Source organism: Cronobacter sakazakii, assembly GCF_000982825.1.
Classification (GTDB): domain Bacteria; phylum Pseudomonadota; class Gammaproteobacteria; order Enterobacterales; family Enterobacteriaceae; genus Cronobacter; species Cronobacter sakazakii.
In genome coordinates this window covers 3,794,675-3,819,215 of record NZ_CP011047.1, presented here as the reverse complement: position 1 = coordinate 3,819,215, position 24,541 = coordinate 3,794,675, and the positions used below count along the sequence as shown (strand labels likewise).

Here is a 24,541-nt window from a genome sequence, read left to right as displayed (position 1 = left end):
TGGCCTCCTTAACTTTGCGCGACCCGGCGCGGAATAAATTCATTGGCCACCGCTTCACCCTGCGCCGTGAGCGGGCGAGGCTGCGGCACGTCCGGGATGGCGACATCGAGATGCGGGAACAAAAGCTCGCCCACCCGGTACGCCTCTTCCAGATGCGGATAACCGGAGAGGATAAAGCTGTCGATGCCAAGCGCTGCGTATTCATTAATACGCGCCGCCACCGTTGGGCCATCGCCCACCAGCGCCGTGCCTGCGCCGCCGCGTACCAGCCCCACGCCCGCCCAGAGGTTCGGGCTAATCTCAAGCTGGTCCCGACGTCCGCCGTGCAGCGCCGCCATGCGCTGCTGGCCGACCGAATCCTGGCGCGCGAACGCTGCCTGGGCTTTGGCAATCATTTCATCGTCGAGATGAGCGATCAGCCGGTCAGCGGCTTGCCAGGCTTCTTCCGTGGTTTCACGCACAATGACATGCAGGCGGATGCCGAAGCGTACCGTGCGCCCGTGAGCCGCCGCTTTGGCGCGTACCTGGGCTATCTTCTCTTTTACCTGCTCCGGCGGCTCGCCCCAGGTGAGGTAGAGATCGACCTGCTCGGCAGCCAGATCCTGCGCCACATCAGACGAGCCGCCGAAGTAAAGCGGCGGGCGGGGCTGTTGTACCGGCGGGAATAACAGCTGCGCGCCGCGCACCTTAATATGCTTGCCTTCAAAATCGACCTTTTCGCCTTCCAGCAGGCGACGCCAGACGCGGGTAAACTCGGCCGACGCCTCATAACGCGCGGTGTGATCGAGGAACACGCCGTCACCGGCCAGCTCCTGCGGATCGCTGCCGGTTACCAGGTTAAAGAGCGCGCGCCCGTTGGACAGCCTGTCCAGCGTCGCCGCCTGACGCGCCGCTACGGTCGGCGACACCACCGACGGGCGCAGCGCGACCAGAAATTTCAGCCGCTGGGTGACCGGGATCATCGACGCTGCAACCAGCCAGGCGTCTTCGCAGGAGCGCCCGGTCGGGATCAGCACGCCGGTAAATCCGAGTCGGTCAGCGGCCTGCGCAATCTGTTGCAGATAGCCGTGATCAACCGGGCGGGCGCCCGCGTCGCTACCGAGGTAGTGACCATCGCCGTGGGTGGGTAAAAACCAGAACAGATTCAGATTCATGATTTCGCTCCTTCAGTAGCGCCGGACCAGATGCGGCTGCGGATATCGACTTTCTTTGGAACCAGATGGTTGTCGTAAAACAGATCGGCGGTGTGCTGCTGGCGCACGGCCGTCTCTTCATTCACGGGCGTGATGCGTGTCGGCGGGCGGTGATCGAAATAGAGCTCAATGACCGGCTCCGGCAGCCCGATGCTTTGCGCGAACAGTTTCACGCTCTCTTTGCGCTGGCTGCGCGTCAGGGCATCCGCTTCGCTAAAGCTCTCCAGCACGTTCGTCAGGAACTGACCATATTTTTCAGCATAAGGGCGCGAGGCGAGGTAGAACGATCCTGTCAGATCAAGATCGGTGCCGTCGGTCAGCACACGCACGCCGCCCTGAATAAGTGCGGCGGAGTAGTAAGGATCCCAGATGGCCCAGGCATCGACGTTACCCTGCGTAAAGGCAGCGCGAGCATCGGCGGGTGTGAGGTATACCGGCTGAATATCGGTAAATTTCAGCCCGGCTTTTTGCAGCGCGCGCAGCAGCAGATTGTGCGAGCTGGAGCCCTTCTGGAACGCGACCTTATGGCCTTTCAGGTCGGTGACACTCTTAATGGGGCTGTTTTCCGCCACCAGCAGCACTTCGGCTTTCGGTTTCGGTGGCTCGCTGCCGATGTAAACCAGATCGGCTCCCGCCGCCTGGGCGAAAATGGGCGGAATGTCGCCGGTACTACCGAGATCGATACTGCCGACATTCAGCGCCTCAAGCAGTTGCGGGCCCGCCGGGAATTCGACCCAGGTGATTTTGGTGTTCGGATAACGCTGCTCAAGCAAATGATGGCTTTTCGCCAGCACCATGCTCACAGAGCCTTTCTGATAGCCGATACGCAGCGCCTCTGGCTGTGGTTCAGCCGCGCTGACGCCTGCGGTAAAAAGCGTGAGGCCGGCTACCAGTAGCGGTGCGGCGTGACGGCGAAAAAGATTAAGCATGTAACGTTCTCCTTGTGAACTGCGGCGCAGGGGTTGCCAGATGGCGACGAGTCAGCGCCTGCCAGAAAGTGTCGAGGGCATCGTCAAGACGCGTTTGTAGCGGTTCGGAAAAGCGCGGCTGATGGTGGTAATCCAGCACCTGACTGTCATCGGCAAAGACACCATGCAGGATCTCCTGCGCTTTCAGGGCGTTGAGCACAGGTTTAAGCGCGTAATCCAGCGCCAGCAGATGGCCGGCCGAACCCCCGGTCGCGACCGGCAACACCACTTTTTTCTCAAGAGCCCGTTCAGGCAGGAGATCAAGCAGCGTTTTCAGCGCGCCGGAAAACGAGGCCTTATAGATAGGCGTAGCGATGATGACGCCGTCGGCCTGCTGAAGCTGCTCGATAAGCGTCAGGAGCGCCGGGCTGTCGAAGCGGGCGTAGAGTAAATCTTCTGGCGCAAAATTCTGGATATGCCAGTGACAAATCTCAACATCGAGCCGGGTGAGTTCACCCGCGAGATAAGAAAGCAGGGCGCTGGAGCGCGAAGGAAAGCGTGGGCTTCCCGCCAGAGTAATAACCCGCATACCACCTCCTTATAACCAAAATAAAGTTTTTGATTAACATTAATAACAATATGAGAGGATAGTGGCAGAGGGGCTGGCCCCGAGAAACTAAAAATTGTGGTGATGCTTTGCCAAAAAACGCATAAAACAGGATTAAAAAGAAAACGTTTGCTTTCGCAGGGGCTTTTTTGCCGCAGGTCAATTCCCTTTGTGAAGCGGATCGCAGATAATAGCGCCCCGGTTTGCACACCGGGAATCCAGGAGAGTTCATGTACTACCCCTTCGTTCGAAAAGCCCTTTTCCAGCTCGACCCCGAGCGCGCTCACGAATTTACCTTCCAGCAAATGCGCCGCATTACCGGCACGCCCCTTGAAGCGCTGCTGCGCCAGAAAGTGCCGTCTAAACCGGTGACCTGCATGGGGCTGACGTTTAAAAACCCGCTGGGGCTTGCCGCAGGCCTTGATAAAAACGGCGAGTGCATCGACGCGCTCGGCGCGCTGGGTTTTGGATCGGTGGAAATCGGCACCGTGACGCCGCGCCCGCAGCCGGGCAACGACAAGCCGCGTCTGTTCCGCCTGGTCGAAGCGGAAGGGCTGATCAACCGCATGGGCTTTAATAATCTCGGTGTGGATAACCTGATAGAGAACGTCAAAAAAGCGCATTTTGACGGCGTGCTCGGCATTAATATTGGTAAAAATAAAGACACGCCGGTAGAACAGGGTAAAGATGACTACCTGATTTGTATGGAAAAAGTATTTCCCTACGCCGGGTATATCGCGATTAATATCTCGTCACCGAATACGCCTGGCCTGCGCTCGCTGCAATATGGCGACGCGCTCGACGATCTCCTTGCCGCTATTAAAAATCAGCAGCAACGGCTGTCGCAAAAGCACCATAAATATGTACCCGTGGCGGTTAAGATCGCACCGGATCTTTCGCTGGAAGAATTGATCCAGGTGGCCGATAGCCTGGTGCGCCATAATATTGATGGGGTCATTGCGACCAATACGACACTCGATCGCAGCCTGGTTCAGGGCATGAAATATTGCGACGAAACGGGCGGATTAAGCGGCCGTCCTCTGCAATTAAAAAATACGGAAATCATTCGCCTGTTAAGCCAGGAGCTGCAAGGACGCCTGCCGATTATCGGCGTCGGTGGTATTGATTCTGTTATTGCCGCGCGGGAAAAAATAGCCGCTGGCGCTTCGCTTATTCAGATCTATTCCGGCTTTATTTTTAAAGGGCCGCCGCTCGTTAAAGAAATTGTGACCCACCTTTAAGCATTTCCCCCTTTAAGACCGCCAGGGCTTTATTTTCAGCCCTGGTTGTTTTATATTCCGCGATTGTTGCTAATTTAAACGTCATAGTCTTAGATTAATGAGGGAATAAACGAAGCGGCAAAAAAGGGAAATAATTTTAAGTTTCATCGCAGTGGGGGGTAATGATGCGTATAAAGCCGGACGATAACTGGCGCTGGTATTATGATGACGAGCACGACCGGATGATGCTCGATCTGGCCAACGGCATGCTGTTTCGCTCGCGTTTTGCCCGCAAAATGTTGACGCCCGACGCGTTTGATCTTTCCGGATTCTGCGTTGATGACGCCGCACTCTGGTTCTCCTTCGATGAAAAATGCCGTGAGCTTCCTCTCTCCGCTGAACAGCGCGCCGAACTGGTGCTGAACGCCCTTGTCGCTATCCGTTTTCTCAAACCTCAGATGCCGAAAAGCTGGCATTTCTTAACCCATGACGACACCGAATGGTCGCCGTGCTGTGGCGATGCCGCCTGCGTATGGCTGAGCGACAGCGGCGAAGCGGTCTGCCTGCTGGTGGTCGAGCCTGGTGATAACGCGACGCTCTGCCTGCTGGCGCAGCCTGCGTTGACGCTCGCTGGCCGCGCGATGCAACTGGGTGATGCGATTAAAGTGATGAACGACAGGCTCAAACCGCTGGCGAGCGCCCCGCATCTGAGCCTCGATCAGGCGGTTTAACGCGCGAGCCGTATCGGGCCTGCCGGCACGCAGCTACAGCTTAAAAACGTGCCGTCGTCGCTGAGCGCGCTTTTCTTCAATGGCGTAACTTCTCCTTCCAGCAGCGTCACGCGACAGCTGCCGCAAATCCCGGCGCGACAGGAGTAGGGTACCCGAATGCCCTGCTGTTCAAGCTGCTCCAGTACCACCTGCTGATTATTCCCGTTAAAGCTTTTGCCTTCCCATTCGACAGACACCTGCGCCGCTGCGTTTGCCGCAGGCGTCACGCTCTCTTCCACATCGCCTGCGCCATAGAGCCGCGCCGGCCCGGTCGAAAGCACTTCAACGCGATCGCCTGCGCGGATCACGCCGCTGTTGCGGGCAATCAGGTTCTGGCCGAAATCGACATCGCCGTTATCCAGCGCCGTGCGGAATTTTTGCAGCGTCGCCAGCGGCTCGCCGCTCGGGTGTTTGCGTCCACGCTCGGGGCTGACGGTGGTAAATACGCAGCGGCTGCACGGTTTAGCAACATCAAACACCACGTCGCCAATGCGGATCACTTTCCAGGTGTCCTCTGCCCAGGCCTCAACGCCCGTCACAACCAGATTCGGGCGGAACTGATTCATCGCCACACCCGCCGGGCAGCGTTTTTGTAAATCGCGCAGCGAGGCTTCATTAGCAAGCAGATACGGGAATCCATCGGCGAAACCGAGCGGCACACCGGGGTGAAGTTTTACCCGGCGCGTGAGCGACGGGCCGACCCAGCGCAGCTGCACATCGCGTCCAAAAAAGCCGCTCAGCCACTGGTTAACGCTTTCGGGCGCGATAAGCGCGGTGAAGTGATTGCCCCAGACTTCCGTCGGCGCGGGGGCTGCTGCGAAATCAGCGAAGCGAATCGCGGCGCTGCTGCCGTCCGGTGCGGTGAGGTGCAGTCCGTCTGGCAGCAGCGCGGGCGTGAAGAGCACCATTTGCGGAAACTGGCGCGCGGTAATAAAGGTGCCATCGGTTTCCGTCACCATAAACGCGCGGTCAAATGTCAGGCCGCTGACGTCCGCCAGCGCGTGAGAGACCTGCAACCCACGCATCGATTTCACCGGATGAATAAAAAGCTGCGATAAAACCATGGCGTACGCCCTCCCGGCATAAGAAATAGAAGGGCAACTTTATGACATGCGTGCGGGATTGGCTATAATGCGCCACAATTTTCTTTTTACTGAAGTGACGATATGAAAGCTTTGTTTGCCAGTACGGCGCGTGGGCTCGAAGAGCTGTTAAAAACTGAACTGGAAAACCTGGGCGCGCAGGAGTGCCAGGTGGTTCAGGGAGGCGTGCATTTTCAGGGCGATGCGGCTCTGGTTTATCAAAGCCTGATGTGGAGCCGTCTTGCGTCGCGTATTCTGCTGCCGCTTGGCGAGTGTGCGGTGTACAGCGATCTGGACCTCTATCTGGGCGTTCAGGCCATCGACTGGACGAGCATTTTCGCGCCCGACGCCACGTTTGCCGTTCATTTCAGCGGTCTTAACGACACCATCCGCAACAGCCAGTATGGCGCCATGAAGGTGAAAGACGCGATTGTCGACGCTTTCACCCGCAAAAATCTGCCGCGTCCGAGCGTGGATCGCGAGCTGCCGGATCTGCGCATTAACGTCTGGCTCAATAAAGATACCGCCAGCATCGCCATCGATCTTAGTGGCGAAGGCCTGCACCAGCGTGGCTACCGCGATCGTACCGGCCAGGCCCCCATCAAAGAGAACCTGGCGGCAGCGATTGTCATGCGCTCCGGCTGGCAGCCGGGCACGCCGCTGCTTGACCCGATGTGCGGCTCCGGCACGCTGCTGATTGAGGCGGCGATGATCGCCACCGATCGCGCACCGGGCCTGCATCGTACCCACTGGGGCTTTAACGGCTGGGCGCAGCATGACGAAAGCCTCTGGAAAGAGGTGAAAACTGAAGCGCAGGTGCGCGCCCGTCGCGGTCTTAGCGAATATGCCTCGCGTTTTTACGGCTCCGATAACGATGCGCGCGTCATTGAGCGCGCCCGCACCAACGCCCGTCGCGCCGGTCTTGCCGACATCATTACCTTCGCCGCGCAGGATGTGACGAATCTGACCAATCCGCTGCCGGAAGGCCCGACCGGCACCGTTATCAGCAACCCGCCTTACGGCGAGCGTCTGGAGAGTGAACCGGCGCTGATCGCGCTGCACAGCCTGCTCGGCCGCATTATGAAAAACCAGTTCGGCGGCTGGAATCTGTCGCTGTTTAGCGCCTCGCCAGAGCTGTTAAGCTGCCTGCAACTGCGTGCTGACCGCCAGTTCAAAGCGAAAAACGGCCCACTTGATTGCGTACAGAAAAACTATCGTCTGGCCCCGACGCAGCCGGGCGCAGCAATGGCCCAGGTGGCAGAGGATTACGCCAACCGTCTGCGTAAAAATCTGAAGAAGCTGGAGAAGTGGGCGAAACAGGAATGCATTGAATGTTATCGCCTGTATGATGCCGACCTGCCGGATTACAACGTGGCGGTGGACCGCTATGCCGACTGGGTGGTGATTCAGGAATATGCGCCGCCGAAAACCATCGAGCCGGAAAAAGCGCGCCAGCGTCTGTTCGACGTGATTGCCGCCACGCTCTCGGTGCTCGGCCTTGCGCCGAATAAGCTGGTGCTGAAAACCCGCGAACGCCAGAAAGGCAAAAATCAGTATGAGAAACTGGCCCAGAAGGGCGAGTTTATGGAAGTGCATGAATTTAACGCGCGTTTGCTGGTCAACCTGACAGATTATCTGGATACCGGCCTGTTCCTCGATCACCGCATCGCGCGCCGGATGCTCGGCCAGATGAGTAAAGGCAAAGATTTCCTGAACCTCTTCTCCTATACCGGCAGTGCCAGCGTGCATGCGGGCCTCGGCGGCGCGCGCTCCACCACGACGGTGGATATGTCGCGCACATATCTGGAGTGGGCGGAGCGCAATTTACGTCTTAACGGGCTGAGCGGCCGCGCGCATCGCCTGATCCAGGCCGACTGCCTGAGCTGGCTTGCCGAGAGCGATGAGCAGTTCGACCTGATCTTTATCGATCCGCCGACATTCTCTAACTCCAAGCGTATGGAGGAGACGTTCGACGTGCAGCGCGATCATCTGCGCCTGATGAAAGATCTCAAGCGTCTGCTGCGTCGCGACGGGACAATTATGTTTTCCAATAACAAGCGTGGGTTCAAGATGGATAACGAAGGGCTTGCGGCCCTGGGCCTGAAAGCGCAAGACATCACACAAAAAACGCTCTCTCAGGACTTCGCGCGCAACCGCCAGATCCACAATTGCTGGCTTGTTACTCACCAGACCAAGGAATAAAGCATTATGTCGTTAATCAGTATGCATGGCGCCTGGCTCTCATTCAGCGACGCGCCGCTGCTCGATAATGCTGAACTGCATATCGAAGAAAATGAGCGTGTCTGTCTGGTAGGGCGTAACGGGGCCGGTAAATCGACCCTGATGAAAATCATTAACCATGAGTTGCCGCTGGACGATGGTCGCATCGTCTATGAGCAAGATCTGGTGGTCGCACGTCTGCAACAGGACCCGCCGCGAAATGTCGCTGGCAGCGTTTATGATTTTGTTGCCGAAGGCGTGGCGGAGCAGGCTGAATACCTGAAGCGTTATCACCAGATTTCACATCTGGTAATGAGCGATCCGAGCGATAAAAACCTGTCAGAGCTCGCGAAAGTGCAGGAGATGCTGGAGCACCACGATTTGTGGCAGCTCGAAAACCGCATTACCGAAGTGCTGGCGCAGCTGGAGCTTGACGCCGACACGCCGCTCGCGTCGCTTTCCGGCGGCTGGCTGCGTAAAGCGGCGCTGGGCCGTGCGCTGGTCAGCGCGCCGCGCGTGCTGCTGCTCGATGAGCCGACCAACCATCTGGATATCGAAACCATCGACTGGCTGGAAACTTTCCTGAAATCGTTCTCCGGCAGTATCGTTTTTATCTCGCACGACCGTTCGTTTATCCGCAATATGGCGACGCGCATCGTCGACCTTGACCGCGGCAAGCTGGTGTCGTACCCGGGCGATTACGACAAATATCTGGTAGCGAAAGAAGAAGCGCTGCGCGTTGAAGAGCTGCAAAACGCCGAATTTGACCGCAAGCTGGCGCAGGAAGAGGTATGGATCCGCCAGGGCATTAAAGCGCGCCGTACCCGTAACGAAGGCCGTGTGCGTGCGCTGAAGGCGATGCGTCGCGAACGCGGCGAACGCCGCGAAGTGATGGGCAGCGCGAAGATGCAGGTGGAAGAGGCGACCCGCTCCGGCAAAATCGTCTTTGAGCTGGAGAACGTCAATTACCGCCTCGGCGAGAAAGTGCTGGTGAAAGACTTCTCCGCCCAGGTACAGCGCGGCGACAAAATCGCGCTGGTGGGGCCAAACGGCTGCGGTAAAACCACGCTGCTTAAACTGATGCTCGGCCAGCTGAAAGCTGACAGCGGTCGCGTGCATTGCGGCACTAAACTGGAAGTGGCGTACTTCGATCAGCACCGCGCGGAGCTCGATCCGGAACGCACCGTGATGGACAACCTGGCCGAAGGCAAACAGGAAGTGATGGTCAACGGCAAACCGCGCCACGTGCTCGGCTATCTGCAGGACTTCCTGTTCCATCCGAAGCGCGCCATGACGCCGGTGCGTGCGCTCTCCGGCGGTGAACGTAACCGCCTGTTGCTGGCGCGTCTGTTCCTCAAGCCCAGTAACCTGCTTATCCTCGATGAACCGACCAACGACCTCGACGTCGAAACGCTGGAACTGCTGGAAGAGCTTATCGACAGCTATCAGGGTACCGTGCTGCTGGTGAGCCACGATCGTCAGTTTGTGGACAACACCGTGACCGAATGCTGGATTTTCGAAGGCGAAGGCCGTATCGGCCAGTATGTGGGCGGCTATCACGATGCCCGTGGTCAGCAGGCGTCGTCGCGCGCGATGCAGCAGACGACGGCGAAAAAAGCGGAGCCGGAGCCGGTGGCGGAGTCGAAGGCAGAAACTGTCAAACGAGGCAGCAACAAACTAAGCTATAACTTGCAGCGCGAACTGGAACAGCTGCCCGCCCGTCTTGAGACGCTGGAGGCAGAGCTTGAGGCATTGCAGGCGAAAGTCAGCGATGCGTCGTTCTTTAACCAGCCTCACGACGTAACGCAGGATGTGCTGGCGCAGCTGAGCGCTGCCGAAGCGGCACTGGAAGAAGCGTTTGAGCGCTGGGAATATCTTGAATCACTTAAAAACGGCTGATTATTCAGGAACCCGCATGCGTGAACGTCATCATGCGGGCGAGCATATGCTCTGCCCGCAATGCGATCTTCTGGTCAGGCTCCCGGCGCTAATGCCGGGACAAAAGGCGCATTGCCCTCGCTGTGACACCACGCTTGCCGTCGAGTGGGCGGCACCCCGCCAGCGTCCGACGGCGTATGCGCTGGCGGCGCTGTTCATGTTGCTGCTCTCCAACCTTTTTCCCTTCGTCAATATGGAAGCGGCGGGCGTCAGCAGCGAAGTGACAATGCTGGAAATTCCGCGCGTGCTGTTTAACGAAGATTACGCGAGCCTCGGCTCGCTGTTTATGCTGTTTGTTCAGCTGGTGCCCGCGTTCTGTCTGGTCACCATCCTGTTACTGGTCAACCGCGTTACGCTGCCGCCACGGCTTAAAATCGCGATGGCCCGCGTACTGTTTCAGCTGCGCAGCTGGGGGATGGCGGAAATTTTCCTCGCGGGCGTGCTGGTGAGTTTCGTCAAGCTGATTGCCTATGGCGATATCGGCATTGGCAGCAGCTTTATCCCCTGGTGTCTCTTCTGCATCCTGCAGCTTCGTGCTTTTCAGTGCGTCGACCGCCGCTGGCTCTGGAACGATATCGCGCCGATGCCGACGGTATCTCAGCCGCTGAAAGTAGGCGTCGCTGGTATCCGTCAGGGGTTGCGCGCGTGCCCGTGCTGCACCGCTATCCTTACGGGCGAAGAGGGGCGCTGTCCGCGCTGCCATACGTACGGTCACGTTCGCCGCAAACACAGTCTCCAGTGGACGGTCTCGCTGCTGGTCTGTTCCATTATGCTTTATCTGCCCGCGAATCTGCTGCCTATCATGATTACCGATCTGCTCGGCGACAGAATGCCTTCCACCATTATAGCGGGCGTAATCCTTATCTGGAACGAAGGCTCTTACCCGGTGGCGCTGGTGATTTTCCTTGCCAGTATTATGGTGCCGACGCTTAAGATGATTGCCCTCGGCTGGCTGTGCCTTGATGCTAAAGGCTATGGCCGTCAGGAGCGCGAGCGAATGCATCTGATGTATGAAGTGGTAGAGTTTGTCGGCCGCTGGTCAATGATCGACGTTTTTGTGATTGCCGTGCTGTCTGCGCTGGTCCGTATGGGCGCGCTGATGAATATTTATCCGGCCTGGGGAGCGGTCATGTTTGCGATGGTGGTGATTGTCACCATGTTTGCCGCGATGACCTTTGACCCGCGTCTCTCCTGGGACCGTGAGTCTGATTCAAGTTATGAGGAGTTACCCGAACATGGAAAATAATCGCGGGGAAGCGAAGATTAAACGGGTGAAGAACTGGTCGCCTGTCTGGATCTTCCCGATTATTACCGCGCTTATCGGCGCCTGGATCCTGTTTTATCACTACAGCCATCAGGGGCCGGTCGTGACGCTGATGACCACCAACGCGGAAGGCATTGAAGGGGGTAAAACCACTATCAAGAGCCGCAGCGTCGATGTGGGCGTGGTGGAAAGCGCGGTACTAACGGATGATTTGCATCACGTCGAAATTAAAGCGCGTATGAACCCCGGTATGGAAAAGCTGCTGTATAGCGATTCCGTCTTCTGGGTGGTGAAGCCGCAAATTGGGCGCGAAGGCGTTACCGGCCTGAATACGCTGCTTTCCGGCTCTTACATTGAACTTCAGCCGGGCTCGAAAGGCAGCGTGCCGGAATCTTACAAGCTGCTCGACGCGCCGCCGCTGGCACCGCCGGATGCCAAAGGTATTCGGGTCATCCTCGACAGTAACAAAGCCGGGCAACTTAACCCCGGCGATCCGGTGCTGTTTCGCGGCTATCGCGTCGGTTCGGTGGAAACCAGTACGTTTGACCCACAAAAGCGATCCATCAGCTATCAGCTTTTCATTAATGCGCCGAACGATCGGCTGGTGACCAGCAACGTGCGTTTCTGGAAAGACAGCGGGATCGCGGTCGATCTCAGCTCCTCCGGTATGCGCGTGGAAATGGGATCGCTTAGCACGCTGTTTAGCGGCGGCGTCAGTTTTGATGTCCCGGACGGCTGGGAACTCGGCCAGCCGGTGGCGGAGAAGACCGCGTTTACGCTCTACGACGATCAGCGCAGCATTCAGGAGTCGCTCTATACCGAACATATCGATTACCTGATGTTCTTTAAAGACACCATTCGCGGTCTGCAGCCTGGCGCGCCGGTAGAGTTTCGTGGCATTCGTCTCGGTACTGTTGCGCAGGTGCCATTCTTTGTACCTGGCTTGCATCAGGCGGTCACTACCGATTACCGCATTCCGGTGCTGGTTCGTATTGAGCCGGAGCGTCTGGCGAATCAGATTGGCGAAGATCCGAACATCGCCAGTCATATGCATGAACTGTTGAAGAAAGGCCTGCGCGCCACGCTCAAAACCGGCAATCTGGTGACCGGGCAGCTGTTTGTCGATCTCGATTTCTATCCGAAGGCGCCCCCTGTGACCGATATGGCGAGCTTTAATGGATATCCGGTGATCCCGACGGTGAGCAGCGGGCTTGCGCAAATCCAGCAGCGTCTGATGGATACGCTGGATAAAATTAACAATCTGCCGCTCAACCCGATGATTGAACAGGCCACCAATACGCTCTCGGAAAGCCAGCGCACCATGCGCCGACTGCAGACGACGCTCGATAACCTGAATCAGCTGACCTCCAGCCAGTCGGCGCAGGAGCTGCCGGCGGATATGCAGAAAACGCTGCGTGAGCTTAATCGCAGCATGCAGGGCTTCCAGCCGGGATCTGCCGCCTATAACAAAATGGTGGCGGATATGCAGCGTCTGGATCAGGTATTGCGTGAGCTTCAGCCGGTGCTGCGCACGCTCAATGAGAAGAGCAACGCGCTGGTGTTTGAATCGAAAGAGAAAAAGGACCCGCAGCCGAAGAGGGCGAAAGAATGAAAAAATGGCTCCCGTTTGTCGCCGTTGCGCTACTGAGCGCCTGTAGCACCACGCAGGAAACCACCTGGTATCAGCTCCCGGCGTCTACGGCGCCGGTGACCCGCAGCGCGCCGATGGACAGTCAGCATCTGCTCTGGGTGGAGCAGGTGTCGGTGCCCGATTATCTCGCGGGTAACGGCGTGGTCTACCAGACGACCGACGTGCAGTATGTCATCGCCAGCCAGAACCTATGGGCCAGCCCGCTGGATCAGCAACTGCGTAATACGCTGGTGACGAATCTGAGCGCCACGCTGCCGGGCTGGGTGGTTTCCGCCCAGCCGCTGGGGGCCGAGCAGGATACGCTGAACGTCAACGTGACCGGCTTTCATGGCCGGTATGACGGGCGCGTGATTGTGAGCGGCGAATGGCTACTCAAGCACAAAGGGCATCTTATCAAGCGGCCTTTCTATACTGAGCTTAAGCAGCAACAGGATGGTTATGACGCGATGGTGAAAACGCTGGCGCAGGCCTGGCAGCAGCAGGCTAAAACCATTGCCGATGAGGTTGCGCGTCAGCCATAAAAATTTCGAATGATGTTAAAAGCCGTCGTCTTCTTCTTAAAGAGGGCGGCGGCTTTCTCTTTTATGCCAGTCAGATAAGCTCAACGCCTGCTCAATTTTTGTATAAATGTTGTCCAGAGTAGCTCACAAATATGACATTGGCGTGAATTTTGCGCATTGACGTTCCCTAGGTTTACAGGTATTCGTAAAGGGTGATTGCGCAAAATGTAATCACTGTTTTCTTTTCCACCAGACCTGAAATGAGGGAAACGAGGCATGAAGAGACAAAAAAGAGATCGCCTGGAACGGGCACATCATCGTGGTTATCAGGCCGGTATCACCGGACGCTCGAAAGAAATGTGTCCTTACCAGACCCTGAATCAGAGGTCTTATTGGCTGGGAGGCTGGCGAGAAGCCATGGAGGACAGGGCTCAGATTGCGTGAGCTTGTCTCTTTAAAAAGAAACCTCCGCTATGCGGAGGTTTCGCCTTTCTGAATGCTGAGAAAAGCTATCAGAAAGCGGAGGTGTCCTGGAACAGGCCCACTTTCAGGTCAGTCGCGGTGTAGATCTGTTTGCCGTCAACCAGCACTTCGCCATCGGCAATGCCCATTACCAGACGGCGGTTGACTACGCGTTTGAAGTGAATGCGATAGGTCACTTTTTTCGCACTCGGCAGTACCTGACCCGTAAATTTCACTTCGCCCACGCCCAGCGCGCGGCCTTTACCTTCGCCGCCCAGCCAGCCTAAGTAGAAGCCGACCAGCTGCCACATAGCGTCAAGGCCGAGGCAGCCTGGCATTACCGGATCGCCGATGAAATGGCAGCCAAAGAACCACATATCCGGGTTGATATCCAGTTCCGCTTCCACGTAACCCTTATCAAAGTTACCGCCGGTTTCGGTCATTTTCACCACGCGGTCCATCATTAACATGTTGGGTGCCGGCAGTTGTGGGCCGTTCGCGCCGAACAGCTCGCCGCGCCCGGAGGCAAGAAGGTCTTCTTTCGTATAGGATTCGCGTTTGTCTACCATGTTCTCAGTATGCCTTATTTTAGTGAAGCCCGCAGGTTAGCTAACACGTGTACGCTGAACAAGTCCGATCAGTTGTGGTTAAACCAGTTCATCCAGCGTAACGGCCACGGACGCTGACGAATATCCTGCTGCGTCGCCTGCGCGATTCGCTCGCCGATAACCCCAAGCAGTGTCGTCTGGCCTTCGCCATCCCACGGGAGAGTCGTTAATAAGGGTAGCGCATCTGTGACATCATCAATCGCCCAGATGGAAAACTGCCCCTGATCGACCGCGTCCAGAATCGCCTGATTCAGCGATAAATGACGCACGTTAGCGGAAGGAATAATCACGCCCTGTTTGCCCGTTAAGCCACGGGCCTGACAGACGGTGAAGAAGCCTTCGATTTTTTCATTCAGCCCGCCGACCGGCTGCGCGCGGCCAAACTGGTCCACGGAGCCGGTAATAGCAATCTGCTGAGTGAGCGGCGCATTGGCCAGCGCGCTGATAAGCGCGCACAGCTCGGCCATTGAGGCGCTGTCGCCGTCCACTTCGCTATAGGACTGCTCAAACGTCAGCGAGGCAGAGAAGGGCATCTGTTGCTCCAGATCCAGCTCAGCCATCAGAAACGCCTGCATGATCATCATGCCTTTGGCGTGGATATTGCCGCCGAGTTCAGCCTTGCGCTCGATATCGGTAAATTCGCCGTCGCCAATATGCACCACGCAACTGATGCGCGATGGCTCGCCAAACGCGCGCGGATGCCCAGGAAATTCCACCACCGAGAGCGCGTTAATCTGACCGATGCGCTCGCCTTCGGTTTCGACCAGCAGCTGGCCGAGCAGAATTTCATCCTGCATACGCTCTGCGAGATACCCTTCACGCCAGGCGCGGCGCGCGAGCATCTCAGAAAATTGCGCTGCGGTGAATGTCGCGCCGTCGCAAAAGGCGGCCACTTCAGTTAACTGACGCGCCATCCAGAGCGGATCGAGCGGCAACGTTTCCTGGTCACCCGTATAGCGCACGGCTTCACGAATGATAAGGGGCCAGGCGTCGTATGCCGGTGCGGGCAGCGCAAGCTGGGCGGCCTGCGCGCAGACCCAACTGCACCAGAGCGCGATATCGTCTTCGTCAGCGATTTGCAGGTCGTCTTCATATTCGCTGTAGATAGCCTGCTGCGCGAGTACGGGCTCCATCTCCTGGAAATCCGCCAGTGATTCGCGATCGCCTACCAGCACGACGCGAAGGTCAAGAGGCAGAGAAGGAACAGACACCGGCAGCGGGCGGGTCTCGTCCGGAGCGACCCAGTCGAAGCGTTTCGTGACGACCATCTGCTTCAGACGCAGCCACAAGAGCGGCTGCAGAAGCAGTGTTTTCAGCGGCACGACCAGAATGCCGCCGTTGGCTTTATGTACCAGGCCCGGCTCAAGCGAAATCTGGCCTGCAAACTGTCTGACACAGCCAAACAGCTCGCCCGCATCAGCCCAGGTAGCGACAACCACATCGCGCTGCACGGCGAAATCGCCCGGTGTCGCATTCGGTGGTGTCAGCGTCACGCTCTGGTTTTCAATACGATAATGACCGCCGACCAGTTCTGACTGATGCGGCAGTAATGCTTTCGCGGTACTGGCGATAAGCTCCAGCAAAGGCTTCTCTTCGTCAGCCTTAACCAGCATGAAATCATTTACAGGACGTGGCGCGCACAGCTGGCTCAGTCCGTCGTGAAGGCGAGGTTGAAGCGCCTCAAAATCAAGCGCGTCTGCAAAACCGGCATCCATTTCAGCAAAGCGGGACCGGAAGGTCTCCGTATCGGGTACAAGCGCTTGTGATGTAAGTCTGTTAATGGTCAATGTCGAGGTTTTTTAGTCAGATGTAAAAGGCGAGATTATAGCGTAATGGGCGGATCAACACACCGGAAATGCCACTATTGCCCCGCAGAATCTCCCCATGCGTCACAGACGTTTATTTCCCCTCAGCGAATCGAAAAAAAACTGTTATCCTGAAATGAGTTACACGGTCATCCTGAGATCGCAATGAAATACCAACAACTCGAAAATCTGGAAAGCGGCTGGAAGTGGAAATATCTGGTGAAAAAGCATCGCGAAGGCGAGCTGATCACCCGGTATGTTGAAGCCAGCGCCGCGAAAGAGGCGGTGGATCTCTTGCTGGGTATGGAAAACGAACCGGTAAGAGTGCTGGGCTGGATTGATCAGCATATGAACCCGGCGCTGCAAAACCGCCTGAAACAGACGATTCGCGCCCGTCGTAAGCGGCATTTTAATGCTGAGCATCAGCATACCCGTAAAAAATCCATCGACCTGGAATTTATGGTCTGGCAGCGTCTCGCAGGCCTTGCGCAGCGCCGCGGCATCACGCTTTCAGAAACAATCGTGCAACTGATTGAAGACGCCGAGCGCAAAGAGAAATATGAAAACCATATGTCGACGCTGAAACAGGATTTACAGGCATTGCTGGGGAAGAAAGAGTAACCCGAGAAGGCTCATGAGAGGGCGAGGCGGTTATTTTTTGCTACTACATGCAGCAGAGAAATTACTTCTGGCTGTAAAAGGAAATAATGCGCTTAAGCGCATCTCATCAGAAATTCAATCCAAATGACAAGATTTCCGGCCAACAAAAAACCCCGCCGTAGCGGGGTTTTTCTAAACGTTTAACTTAAGCCTGCGGCTGAGTTACAACGTCTTTAACGCCTTTAACTTCGATCTCTACGCGACGATCCGGACCCAGGCACTCGATCAGAGCAGCGCGAGGTTTCACGTTGTCACAGGTGTTGCCAGTGACCGGATTGGATTCGCCCATACCACGTGCGGAGATCTTGTTGGACGGGATACCTTTGGAGATCAGGTAGTCAACAACAGACTGAGCACGTTTCTCGGACAGACCCTGGTTGTAAGCGTCAGAACCGATACGGTCGGTGAAGCCCAGAACCACGACGGAACCGTCTTTCGGATCCAGGTTGCTCAGCTGAGAGTACAGCTGATCCAGCGCCTGCTGACCTTCCGGTTTCAGGGTCGCTTTGTTGAAGTTGAACAGAACGTCAGACTTCAGGGTGAAGTGCTTGGTCTGTACTTCCGGAGCCGGAGCCGGAGCCGGAGCTACAACCGGAGCTGCATCTTCCTGCTGACCGAAACGGTAGGAAACACCTACGCTCAGCATACCGTTGTCCGGACGAGCGCCAACAGTCTGCGCGTCACCAATGTTGTTAACCCACTGGTATTCCAGACGGGTAGCGATATCGCGGGTCATCGCCCACTCAACGCCGCCAGCGAATACCGGAGAAACGCCGGTGTCGTGGTCGTCGCCGCCGATGTTAGAAGAGGAGTCAGCACGCCATACCATGCCGCCCAGACGGGTGTATACGTCCAGGTCGTCGGTTACCGGGTAACCCAGTTTAGCGGTCAGCTGTACGCCCTGAGCTTTGAAAGCGCCGTTTACAGTGTCGCCTTTATACGGCATGCGGCCCAGCCAGTCGTAGCCCATTTCGAAACCAACGTACGGGTTAACCTGGTAACCACCGAACGCGCCTGCGCCCAGCTGGCTTTCGTGAGTCGGGCCGTCGTTAGGGATAAAGCCGGTATCGTGAAACTGGGACCAACCCAGTTTGCCACCTGCGTACCAGGTGTTATCTTTCGGTGCGGCCTGCGCTACGGTAGCGAAGCCAGCCAGTGCCACTGCAATCGCGATAGCTGTCTTTTTCATTTTTTGCGCCTCGTTATCATCCAAAAAGGCCATGCGCTTTTCCTTGGGAAAAGTTCACGGTTAAATCCTTCACCGGGGTATAGCTCAATGGTTACTCTACCGATAATGTCGGTTTATTGATGAGCACCCTAGCGAGGTAAAGTCTACAACGTAGTTGAAAACTTACAAGTGTGAAGTCCGTCAGGCATATGAAAAAAAACAACTTGCGAAAGCAAAATTTAACATTTTTGAGGAAATTTTAATCGCTCGTAAAGTGCGAAAGCGGACGTGAGTGCCCGTCTGGCCGTTCATTCACCACTATCGCTTCTGATAAAGAGACATGCACAAAAAATTACCAGGAATTATCCTAAAAAAGATTAATGCACCATGCCAGAGTGAATTCTTAAGGCAGAACGTGGTCGGTCACCCGGCAGAGAGGGTTGAACAGGACGCATTAAAAAACCCATGGCGTTACCTTTCTCGGCCGCTGCAGTCAGACGGCGATGTTCATCATCCGTTAGATCGTCATGCAGCCAGGCAATTACCACGCTGTAGTTGCCGGTTTCCAGCGCACGGATCATAGAATCAAGCGTAACCTGCGGGTTCATCTGGCTGACTTGCATCACTTTGGTCAGCGGCAAACCAGCGGATTCCACCCATTCACGGCTAAGACGTTGCTGCGGAGTCAGCCAGAGCTGCCAGCGGGATTGCTGCCCGAGCTGCTGCAAGAGCGGCAGCAGGACCAGTTGCGTCATCCACGGCTGGTCTTCGTTGTACATCACTTCACTGATCAGGCCTCGGGTTTCCGCCTGAGCCAAAGCGCCCGCCGTTTCTTTTGCCAGACGACGTGAGCCATACGCGCGATTTTGATGAGAAGAGTACATAAAGGTCCAGCCTCGCTAGTTACTGTATGCATATACAGTAATGCTGGCGCGACCAAAGATCAATCGAAATTTCGGAAAGCATCTCGCAAATTTCGCATCTCGTTCCACTTAAAACAAAATTCGGATTGCTCACGGCGCACAACTTTCATATGTTCCTGTTAAGGGAAACGCTAATGGAATTTTTCATCCATTACTGTTTGATATAAAAGGAATAATCATGGATAAATCTTCGTCTGACACGCTGGTTCGGGTGCAGAATACACTTTCATCTTTGGGAAATGTTACCCATCGTTCACTGTTTGGCGGCTATAGCCTTGCCATTGATGACGCCGTGTTCGCCATGCTGGCAGGAGGAAAACTATACCTGCGCGCCAGCAATGAGAGTCGTGACTACCAGCACGCCCACAATCCGCCGATGCTGGTCTGTACCCGACGCGGCCGTCATATCAGCCTCAATTATTATCTTGTAGATGACACGCTCTGGAATTCACCCTCCTTGCTGCGCGATCACGCACGAATGGCGCTGGCCTGCGCGCAGGCGGAAAAAAACGAGCGTGCCCGCGAGCGGCGGGTCAAAGATCTGCCCAATCTCAATGTTCAGCTGGAAGTCTCATTGTGGGAAGCGGGAATACGCGATGTGGAAACGCTCTGCGCATACGGTGCGAAAGAGTGCTGGCTTAAGCTGCGCAAAGCCCGGAAAAATCTCAGTCTGCAAGTATTGTATGCGCTTCAGGGTGCCATCATCGGCACCCATGAAGCAGCGTTACCTGTGCACATTCGCGAGGAGCTGCTGGAGTGGTTTATGCAGCTTTCGGTGCAAAATCAGTCCTGAATAAGCTGACGCTGCAGTCGACTGATTTCCGGCAAAATAGAGATTAACAACCCGATTTGCTGAAGCACCAGCGGCTCTTTACTCTCCTGGCGCGGCTCTATCTGTTCAATACGCTGCGCCAGTTGCGTCAGTGAGTTTTCTACTCGCGCTTCATCGGCAGGCTGATGATGGAGCGCGTCATCCACATAACAGACGGCGTCGTCCAGCAGAGAAAGGATCTCCTGGCGCGTCAGTTTTTCGCGGTGAGCACCCAGAGCTGAAATATAACTGGTCAGCGTGTGGTTCAGGCACAGAAAGCGGAAAGCGAGTTCGCGCATCTGCGCGCTGACGCGAGGCTCACTGGACATGTTCGACACCACCGAGGCCAGCTCCGCATCGCTGTTATGCGCGTCGCGACGCGCGATGCGATACGCGAGACGGTTATCGCGCCCCTGATGGTACTGCTCAAGGATGGCATCCAGATAGCGACAGTTGGCGTTAAGCGCGCGCTCCAGCACCACCGGCAACCGGCGAAAACGCCAGTCGGGCCAGATAAAGCTCACGGCACACCACGCGATAGCGCAGCCGATTATCGTATCCACCACGCGCGGCAGAGCGACTTCAAACCCTTCGCCCAGCAGGTTAAAGCACAGCAAGACCAAAAGCGTGATAAACAGCGTGGCGTGCGCGTATTGCACTGTGCGGAACACAAAAAACAGCACGCCGGTAATCACGATGAGTACCAGTTGGCCTTCCAGCGAAGGCACGAAATAAAGCACCGGAATACCGACCGCCACGCCCGCCAGGGTGCCGATAATGCGCAGCGTCAGGCGATGTCGCGTGGCGTTGTAGTTCGGCTGGCACACAAACAGGCTGGTCAGCAAAATCCAGTAGCCGTGGTTCAGCCCGGTGAACTGAATAAAGGCGTAGCCCACGCACAGCACAACGGACATCCGCACCGCATGGCGGAACAGCGCGGACTGCGGCGTCAGATTACGCGTCAGGCGAAACCAGATATCGCTAAAGCCGTTCAGGCTATCATCGGCAAGGCTGTGCTCGCTCCCGCTGGCATCTGCTTGTGTAAACGGCTGTTCTGATTCGATCGTCGCGAGCTGAGCGTCGATAGCCTTAAGATTCGCGACCAGAAAGCGCACGGCTTTAATTTCTGATGCCGAGCCACCGGCCGCGGCGGTGCGATCGAGTGCGGCGTCAAGGTGCGTAAACGCGCGCTCAAAACGCGGGTCATGCTGATAGGGCGTACGAAGCAGCGCAGAGCGCGCGAGCTGCTGACACGCCTGCGATTGCATCGAAAGCAGCCGCTGGAAGCGGAACATCACGTCACTGTAGCGGAAGGTGTCCCGCAGCGTCTGATACTGGATATGCGACGAACTGGCGCGCTCGTGAATATCCTGCGCGACAAAATAGTAGTGCAGTGTACGGCGCGTGCTGCGCTGACCGCGGTCGCCGCGCAAGCGGGTGAGCAGCGAGGCTTTGGTCTGGTTTAATGTCGCGACCAGCTGGCTGTTCGCCATCGCCAGTTCCATCATCGGCACCTGGTTTTCGTCTTCGATATCCGGGTCAAAAAAACGTGATTTAATTTCCAGATAGTGCGCCAGCTGTTCATAACAGCGGGCGAGATTTTCCTGAAGAGGACGCACCGGAAAGAGCAAATGCCCGGCAAGCGTCAGCAGGTTGTACCAGACCGCACCTGCGAGCAGCAGCAGCGGCTGCTGATACCAGTGCTCATAGAGTGAAACCCCGAGCATCGTATAGATGGCGATAAGCAACGCGCCGAAGGCGATAGTCGCGTAGCGTTGTCCGAGGCCGCCAAGCAAAATAAAACCGATGGTCGAGACCGTCAGCCCGGCGGCGAACAGCCACGGCCACGGAAACAGCAGTTCCACCGAAGCGGAGGCAATGAAAAAGCTGACCAGCGTAATCAGCAGATTGCGCAGGCGTCCCGTCAGGCGGTCGTCGAGATCGGTGAGTGCTGCGGCCACAACGCCAAGCGTCAGCGGAATAGTCAGCTTCGCCTCGCCAAGCCACCAGGGCAGCGCCGCCGTCCCGCACAGCGCGATAAAAATGCGCACGTTAGTGAGCCACGCGCTGTTCCAGGCGTGACGGTGAAGCAGAGGATTGAGCATCATGAGCGCATCCGTTTTTACTGGAAACGGCGGCGGGCATTGGCTTCGCGGGCTGCCTGCGCGGTTTCCACGGAGACGACGCGACGCCCAACCGGCCAGAGCGCAATCGCGGCGATTTTAAAATTTGCGATGCCTACCGGGATGCCGATGATAGTGACACACTGCGCAATGCCGGTCGCGATATGCAGCAGGCACAGCCACCAGCCGAAAAACACCAGCCAGAAAACATTCAGCAGCGTGCCACCGGTGTTCAGCAGGGCGTTTTTGCCCGCCGGGTCAAGTTCATCGACATGCACCGCTTCATTGCCGTACGGCAATAGCGACAGTTTAGTGATTTCCCAACAGGAGCGCGTCAGCGGCAGCGTCACGATAAAAATAATGCTGACAAGCGTCGCCACCAGCCAGGAGAACGTCGTGGCGAAGCCACCCAGGACGAAATTCAGAATATTTAAAACAGTACGCATAAAACCTCAAAAGCGTCGGCAGAGCGCCGGAGTGATAACCACAACAATTGTAACGCGTTTTGGGTCTGGAGCGTGATATCGCAGGCGGGTAAACTTAGCCTCATAACACTATTGACTGGCAGCCTCATGGAACTGAAAGCAACCTCTCTGGGTAAACGTCTGGCGCAGCATCCCTATGATCGCGCAGAAATTCTCACCGCCGGAGTGAAAGTCTCCGGGGATAAGCATGAATATCTGATCCCGTTTAATCAGTTGCTGGGCATTGAATGCCGTCGGGGGCTTGTCTGGGGGGAGCTGGAATTTACGCTGCCGGATAACAAAGTCGTTCGTCTGCACGGTACCGAATGGGCGGAAACCCAGCGCTTTTACCATCATCTGATGGCGCTCTGGCAGCAGTGGAGCCAGGAGATGAGCGAGGTGGCGGCAGGGGTGCTAAATGCCTGGCAGGAGAAACTTCGCAGTAGCGAATCCCAGGAAAAATGGCTTAAGCGTGAAGAGGGGGAGGCGCTGTGTCACGCGCTGCGCCGGGCGTTGCAGGCGCTGCCGATGCCGACATCGCGCCTTGAGGCGTTCGATAACTGCCGCGAGGCCTGGCGCGAATGTCAGGCCTGGCTTGCCGACAGCGAGGCGAAGCGTCTTTTGCATAATCAGGCCTATACCGACGCGATGCTGACGCGCTACGCCGATTTCTTCTCGCAGATTGAAAGCTCGCCGCTGAATCCGTCGCAGGCGCGGGCTGTCGTCAACGGCGAAAGCTCGCTGCTGGTACTGGCCGGCGCCGGGAGCGGCAAAACCTCCGTGCTGGTGGCGCGCGCAGGCTGGCTTATTGAGCGCGGCGAGGCGACGGCGGAGCAGATCCTGCTGCTGGCGTTCGGGCGTCAGGCTGCCAAAGAAATGGAAGAGCGGCTTCAGGCGCGGCTGCATACGGATGCCATCACCGCACGCACGTTTCATGCGCTGGCCTTGCAAATTATCGGCCAGGGCGGGCGGAAAACCCCGCGCGTCAGCGAGCTGGAAAACGATACCGCGGCGCGCCATGAACTCTTACTGAACGCCTGGCGGGAACAGTGCCGCGAGAAAAAAGCGCAGGCGAAGGGGTGGCGACAGTGGCTTACCGACGAGCTGGAGTGGGACGTTGAGGACGGCGATTTCTGGGAGGACGAGACGCTGGGCAAACGGCTGGCGAGCCGTCTCGACCGCTGGCTGGGGCTGATGCGCATGCATGGCGGCTCGCAGGCCGAGATGATATCCGCCGCGCCCGACGAGGTACGCGATCTGTTCCAGAAGCGCGTCAAACTGATGGCACCGCTGCTGAAAGCCTGGAAAGCCGCGCTAAAAGCCGAAGAGGCCGTCGATTTTTCCGGGCTTATCCATCAGGCCATCAATGTGCTGGAAAAAGGCCGGTTCGTCAGTCCGTGGAAGCATATTCTTGTGGACGAGTTTCAGGATATCTCGCCGCAGCGCGCGGCCCTGCTGGCTGCCCTGCGGCGTCAGAACTCCGCCACCAGCCTGTTTGCGGTGGGTGACGACTGGCAGGCTATCTACCGCTTTAGCGGCGCGCAGCTTTCGCTAACGACGGCGTTTGAGGCGCATTTTGGCCGGGGCGACCAGTGCGCGCTGGATACCACCTACCGTTTTAACGGGCGCATCGGCGATATCGCTAATCGCTTCATTCAACAAAACCCGCACCAGCGTGAAAAACCGCTCAACAGTCTGCGCGCGGGTGACAAGAACGCCGTGACGCTGCTTGCGCAGGAGCAACTGGAGGCGCTGCTTGATAAGATGAGCGGTTACGTGCGCCCTGACGAGCGCATTCTGGTGCTGGCGCGCTACCACCATCTGCGCCCGGCGGCGCTGGAAATGGCCGCGACCCGCTGGCCGAAGCTGCAACTGGAATTTATGACGATTCACGCCAGCAAAGGGCAGCAGGCGGATTATGTGATTATTCTCGGGCTGAACGAGGGGCGGGAAGGCTTTCCGGCGCCAGCGCGGGAATCCATCATGGAACAGGCGCTGTTGCCGCCACCGGAGGATTTCCCGGATGCCGAAGAGCGGCGTTTGCTCTATGTGGCGCTGACCCGCGCGCGGCACCGGGTCTGGCTGCTGTATGACAAAGCGGCGCCGTCGGTGTTTGTCGAAGCGCTGACGCGTCTCGGCGTACCGACGGCTCGTAAGCCGTAAC

21 protein-coding genes are annotated in these 24,541 nt (G+C 57.0%); 11 read left to right on the top strand and 10 right to left on the bottom strand.

The annotated features are described in order from the left end of the window. Nucleotides 1–8: 8 nt before the first annotated feature. Genes ssuD through ssuE form a run of 3 tightly spaced genes read right to left on the bottom strand, consistent with a single transcriptional unit; the run spans nucleotide 9 to nucleotide 2,690 of the window. The gene (gene ssuD / locus CSK29544_RS18230) at nucleotides 9–1,154 is read right to left on the bottom strand and encodes an FMNH2-dependent alkanesulfonate monooxygenase (RefSeq protein ID WP_007898099.1); all 1,146 of its coding nucleotides are present in this window, start codon (nucleotides 1,152–1,154) and stop codon (nucleotides 9–11) included. Continuing rightward, nucleotides 1,151–2,122: a sulfonate ABC transporter substrate-binding protein gene (locus CSK29544_RS18225; RefSeq protein WP_007898095.1), complete on the bottom strand. Its 972-nt coding sequence runs from the start codon at nucleotides 2,120–2,122 to the stop codon at nucleotides 1,151–1,153. Before CSK29544_RS18225 ends, ssuD begins: the two co-directional genes overlap by 4 nt. Continuing rightward, nucleotides 2,115–2,690 (bottom strand): NADPH-dependent FMN reductase, encoded by a 576-nt coding sequence (gene ssuE / locus CSK29544_RS18220; protein WP_004388168.1) that lies wholly within the window; start codon nucleotides 2,688–2,690, stop codon nucleotides 2,115–2,117. Before ssuE ends, CSK29544_RS18225 begins: the two co-directional genes overlap by 8 nt. A 248-nt stretch (nucleotides 2,691–2,938) precedes the next feature. On the opposite strand from ssuE, the gene pyrD reads away from it, so the two are divergent. Further along, nucleotides 2,939–3,949 carry a quinone-dependent dihydroorotate dehydrogenase gene (pyrD, locus tag CSK29544_RS18215; RefSeq protein WP_007898091.1) on the top strand — a complete coding sequence of 337 codons (1,011 nt, stop codon included), beginning with the start codon at nucleotides 2,939–2,941 and terminating at the stop codon, nucleotides 3,947–3,949. Between the two features lie 164 nt (nucleotides 3,950–4,113). After that, nucleotides 4,114–4,659, top strand: a complete 546-nt coding sequence (locus CSK29544_RS18210; protein WP_029038928.1) for a cell division protein ZapC — start codon at nucleotides 4,114–4,116, stop codon at nucleotides 4,657–4,659. On the opposite strand, the gene CSK29544_RS18205 is transcribed toward CSK29544_RS18210, so the two are convergent. Continuing rightward, nucleotides 4,656–5,762 (bottom strand): YcbX family protein, encoded by a 1,107-nt coding sequence (locus tag CSK29544_RS18205; RefSeq protein ID WP_007898085.1) that lies wholly within the window; start codon nucleotides 5,760–5,762, stop codon nucleotides 4,656–4,658. The genes CSK29544_RS18210 and CSK29544_RS18205 overlap by 4 nt on opposite strands. A 102-nt stretch (nucleotides 5,763–5,864) precedes the next feature. Here CSK29544_RS18205 and rlmKL point away from each other — a divergent pair, with 102 nt between their 5' ends. The 6 genes from rlmKL (at nucleotide 5,865) to rmf (ending at nucleotide 13,797) form a co-directional block, all read left to right on the top strand. Next, on the top strand, nucleotides 5,865–7,982 hold the full coding sequence (gene rlmKL / locus CSK29544_RS18200; protein WP_007898082.1) for a bifunctional 23S rRNA (guanine(2069)-N(7))-methyltransferase RlmK/23S rRNA (guanine(2445)-N(2))-methyltransferase RlmL: 2,118 nt from the start codon (nucleotides 5,865–5,867) through the stop codon (nucleotides 7,980–7,982). 6 nt (nucleotides 7,983–7,988) lie between these two features. Continuing rightward, the gene (locus CSK29544_RS18195) at nucleotides 7,989–9,899 is read left to right on the top strand and encodes an ABC transporter ATP-binding protein (protein ID WP_007898080.1); all 1,911 of its coding nucleotides are present in this window, start codon (nucleotides 7,989–7,991) and stop codon (nucleotides 9,897–9,899) included. A gap of 16 nt (nucleotides 9,900–9,915) precedes the next feature. Next, complete coding sequence (gene pqiA / locus CSK29544_RS18190) at nucleotides 9,916–11,184, top strand: membrane integrity-associated transporter subunit PqiA (protein ID WP_029038929.1); 1,269 nt, start codon at nucleotides 9,916–9,918, stop codon at nucleotides 11,182–11,184. Beyond that, complete coding sequence (gene pqiB, locus CSK29544_RS18185; RefSeq protein WP_007898074.1) at nucleotides 11,174–12,814, top strand: intermembrane transport protein PqiB; 1,641 nt, start codon at nucleotides 11,174–11,176, stop codon at nucleotides 12,812–12,814. The genes pqiA and pqiB overlap by 11 nt, the downstream gene beginning before the upstream one ends. Continuing rightward, complete coding sequence (pqiC, locus tag CSK29544_RS18180) at nucleotides 12,811–13,374, top strand: membrane integrity-associated transporter subunit PqiC (protein ID WP_007898070.1); 564 nt, start codon at nucleotides 12,811–12,813, stop codon at nucleotides 13,372–13,374. The genes pqiB and pqiC overlap by 4 nt, the downstream gene beginning before the upstream one ends. 255 nt (nucleotides 13,375–13,629) lie before the next feature. Then, the gene (gene rmf / locus CSK29544_RS23335; protein ID WP_004385424.1) at nucleotides 13,630–13,797 is read left to right on the top strand and encodes a ribosome modulation factor; all 168 of its coding nucleotides are present in this window, start codon (nucleotides 13,630–13,632) and stop codon (nucleotides 13,795–13,797) included. A 68-nt stretch (nucleotides 13,798–13,865) separates the two neighbouring features. Here the strand turns inward: rmf and fabA are convergent, their stop codons facing one another. Together fabA and CSK29544_RS18170 are read right to left on the bottom strand one after the other, a co-directional pair. Then, nucleotides 13,866–14,384: a bifunctional 3-hydroxydecanoyl-ACP dehydratase/trans-2-decenoyl-ACP isomerase gene (gene fabA, locus CSK29544_RS18175; protein ID WP_004385423.1), complete on the bottom strand. Its 519-nt coding sequence runs from the start codon at nucleotides 14,382–14,384 to the stop codon at nucleotides 13,866–13,868. A 68-nt stretch (nucleotides 14,385–14,452) separates the two neighbouring features. Then, a complete protein-coding gene (locus CSK29544_RS18170; protein WP_032976065.1) occupies nucleotides 14,453–16,210 on the bottom strand; it encodes an AAA family ATPase in 1,758 nt (585 codons plus the stop codon). 183 nt (nucleotides 16,211–16,393) lie between these two features. Between CSK29544_RS18170 and matP the strand changes: the two genes are divergently transcribed. Beyond that, complete coding sequence (matP, locus tag CSK29544_RS18165) at nucleotides 16,394–16,849, top strand: macrodomain Ter protein MatP (RefSeq protein ID WP_007849091.1); 456 nt, start codon at nucleotides 16,394–16,396, stop codon at nucleotides 16,847–16,849. Between the two features lie 184 nt (nucleotides 16,850–17,033). Here the strand turns inward: matP and ompA are convergent, their stop codons facing one another. Further along, nucleotides 17,034–18,077, bottom strand: coding sequence for a porin OmpA (gene ompA / locus CSK29544_RS18160; protein ID WP_004385421.1), 1,044 nt, complete (start codon nucleotides 18,075–18,077; stop codon nucleotides 17,034–17,036). Between the two features lie 356 nt (nucleotides 18,078–18,433). Beyond that, nucleotides 18,434–18,940, bottom strand: coding sequence for an SOS-induced cell division inhibitor SulA (gene sulA, locus CSK29544_RS18155; protein WP_004385420.1), 507 nt, complete (start codon nucleotides 18,938–18,940; stop codon nucleotides 18,434–18,436). Between the two features lie 217 nt (nucleotides 18,941–19,157). Between sulA and CSK29544_RS18150 the strand changes: the two genes are divergently transcribed. Next, nucleotides 19,158–19,772, top strand: coding sequence for a TfoX/Sxy family DNA transformation protein (locus CSK29544_RS18150; protein WP_007898057.1), 615 nt, complete (start codon nucleotides 19,158–19,160; stop codon nucleotides 19,770–19,772). Here the strand turns inward: CSK29544_RS18150 and yccS are convergent. Both yccS and CSK29544_RS18140 read right to left on the bottom strand, forming a co-directional pair. After that, the gene (gene yccS, locus CSK29544_RS18145; protein WP_029038930.1) at nucleotides 19,763–21,898 is read right to left on the bottom strand and encodes a YccS family putative transporter; all 2,136 of its coding nucleotides are present in this window, start codon (nucleotides 21,896–21,898) and stop codon (nucleotides 19,763–19,765) included. The genes CSK29544_RS18150 and yccS overlap by 10 nt on opposite strands. A gap of 14 nt (nucleotides 21,899–21,912) precedes the next feature. Beyond that, nucleotides 21,913–22,359 carry a YccF domain-containing protein gene (locus CSK29544_RS18140; protein ID WP_004385418.1) on the bottom strand — a complete coding sequence of 149 codons (447 nt, stop codon included), beginning with the start codon at nucleotides 22,357–22,359 and terminating at the stop codon, nucleotides 21,913–21,915. A 126-nt stretch (nucleotides 22,360–22,485) separates the two neighbouring features. Here CSK29544_RS18140 and helD point away from each other — a divergent pair, with 126 nt between their 5' ends. Continuing rightward, a complete protein-coding gene (gene helD / locus CSK29544_RS18135) occupies nucleotides 22,486–24,540 on the top strand; it encodes a DNA helicase IV (RefSeq protein WP_029038931.1) in 2,055 nt (684 codons plus the stop codon). Nucleotide 24,541 lies beyond the last annotated feature (1 nt).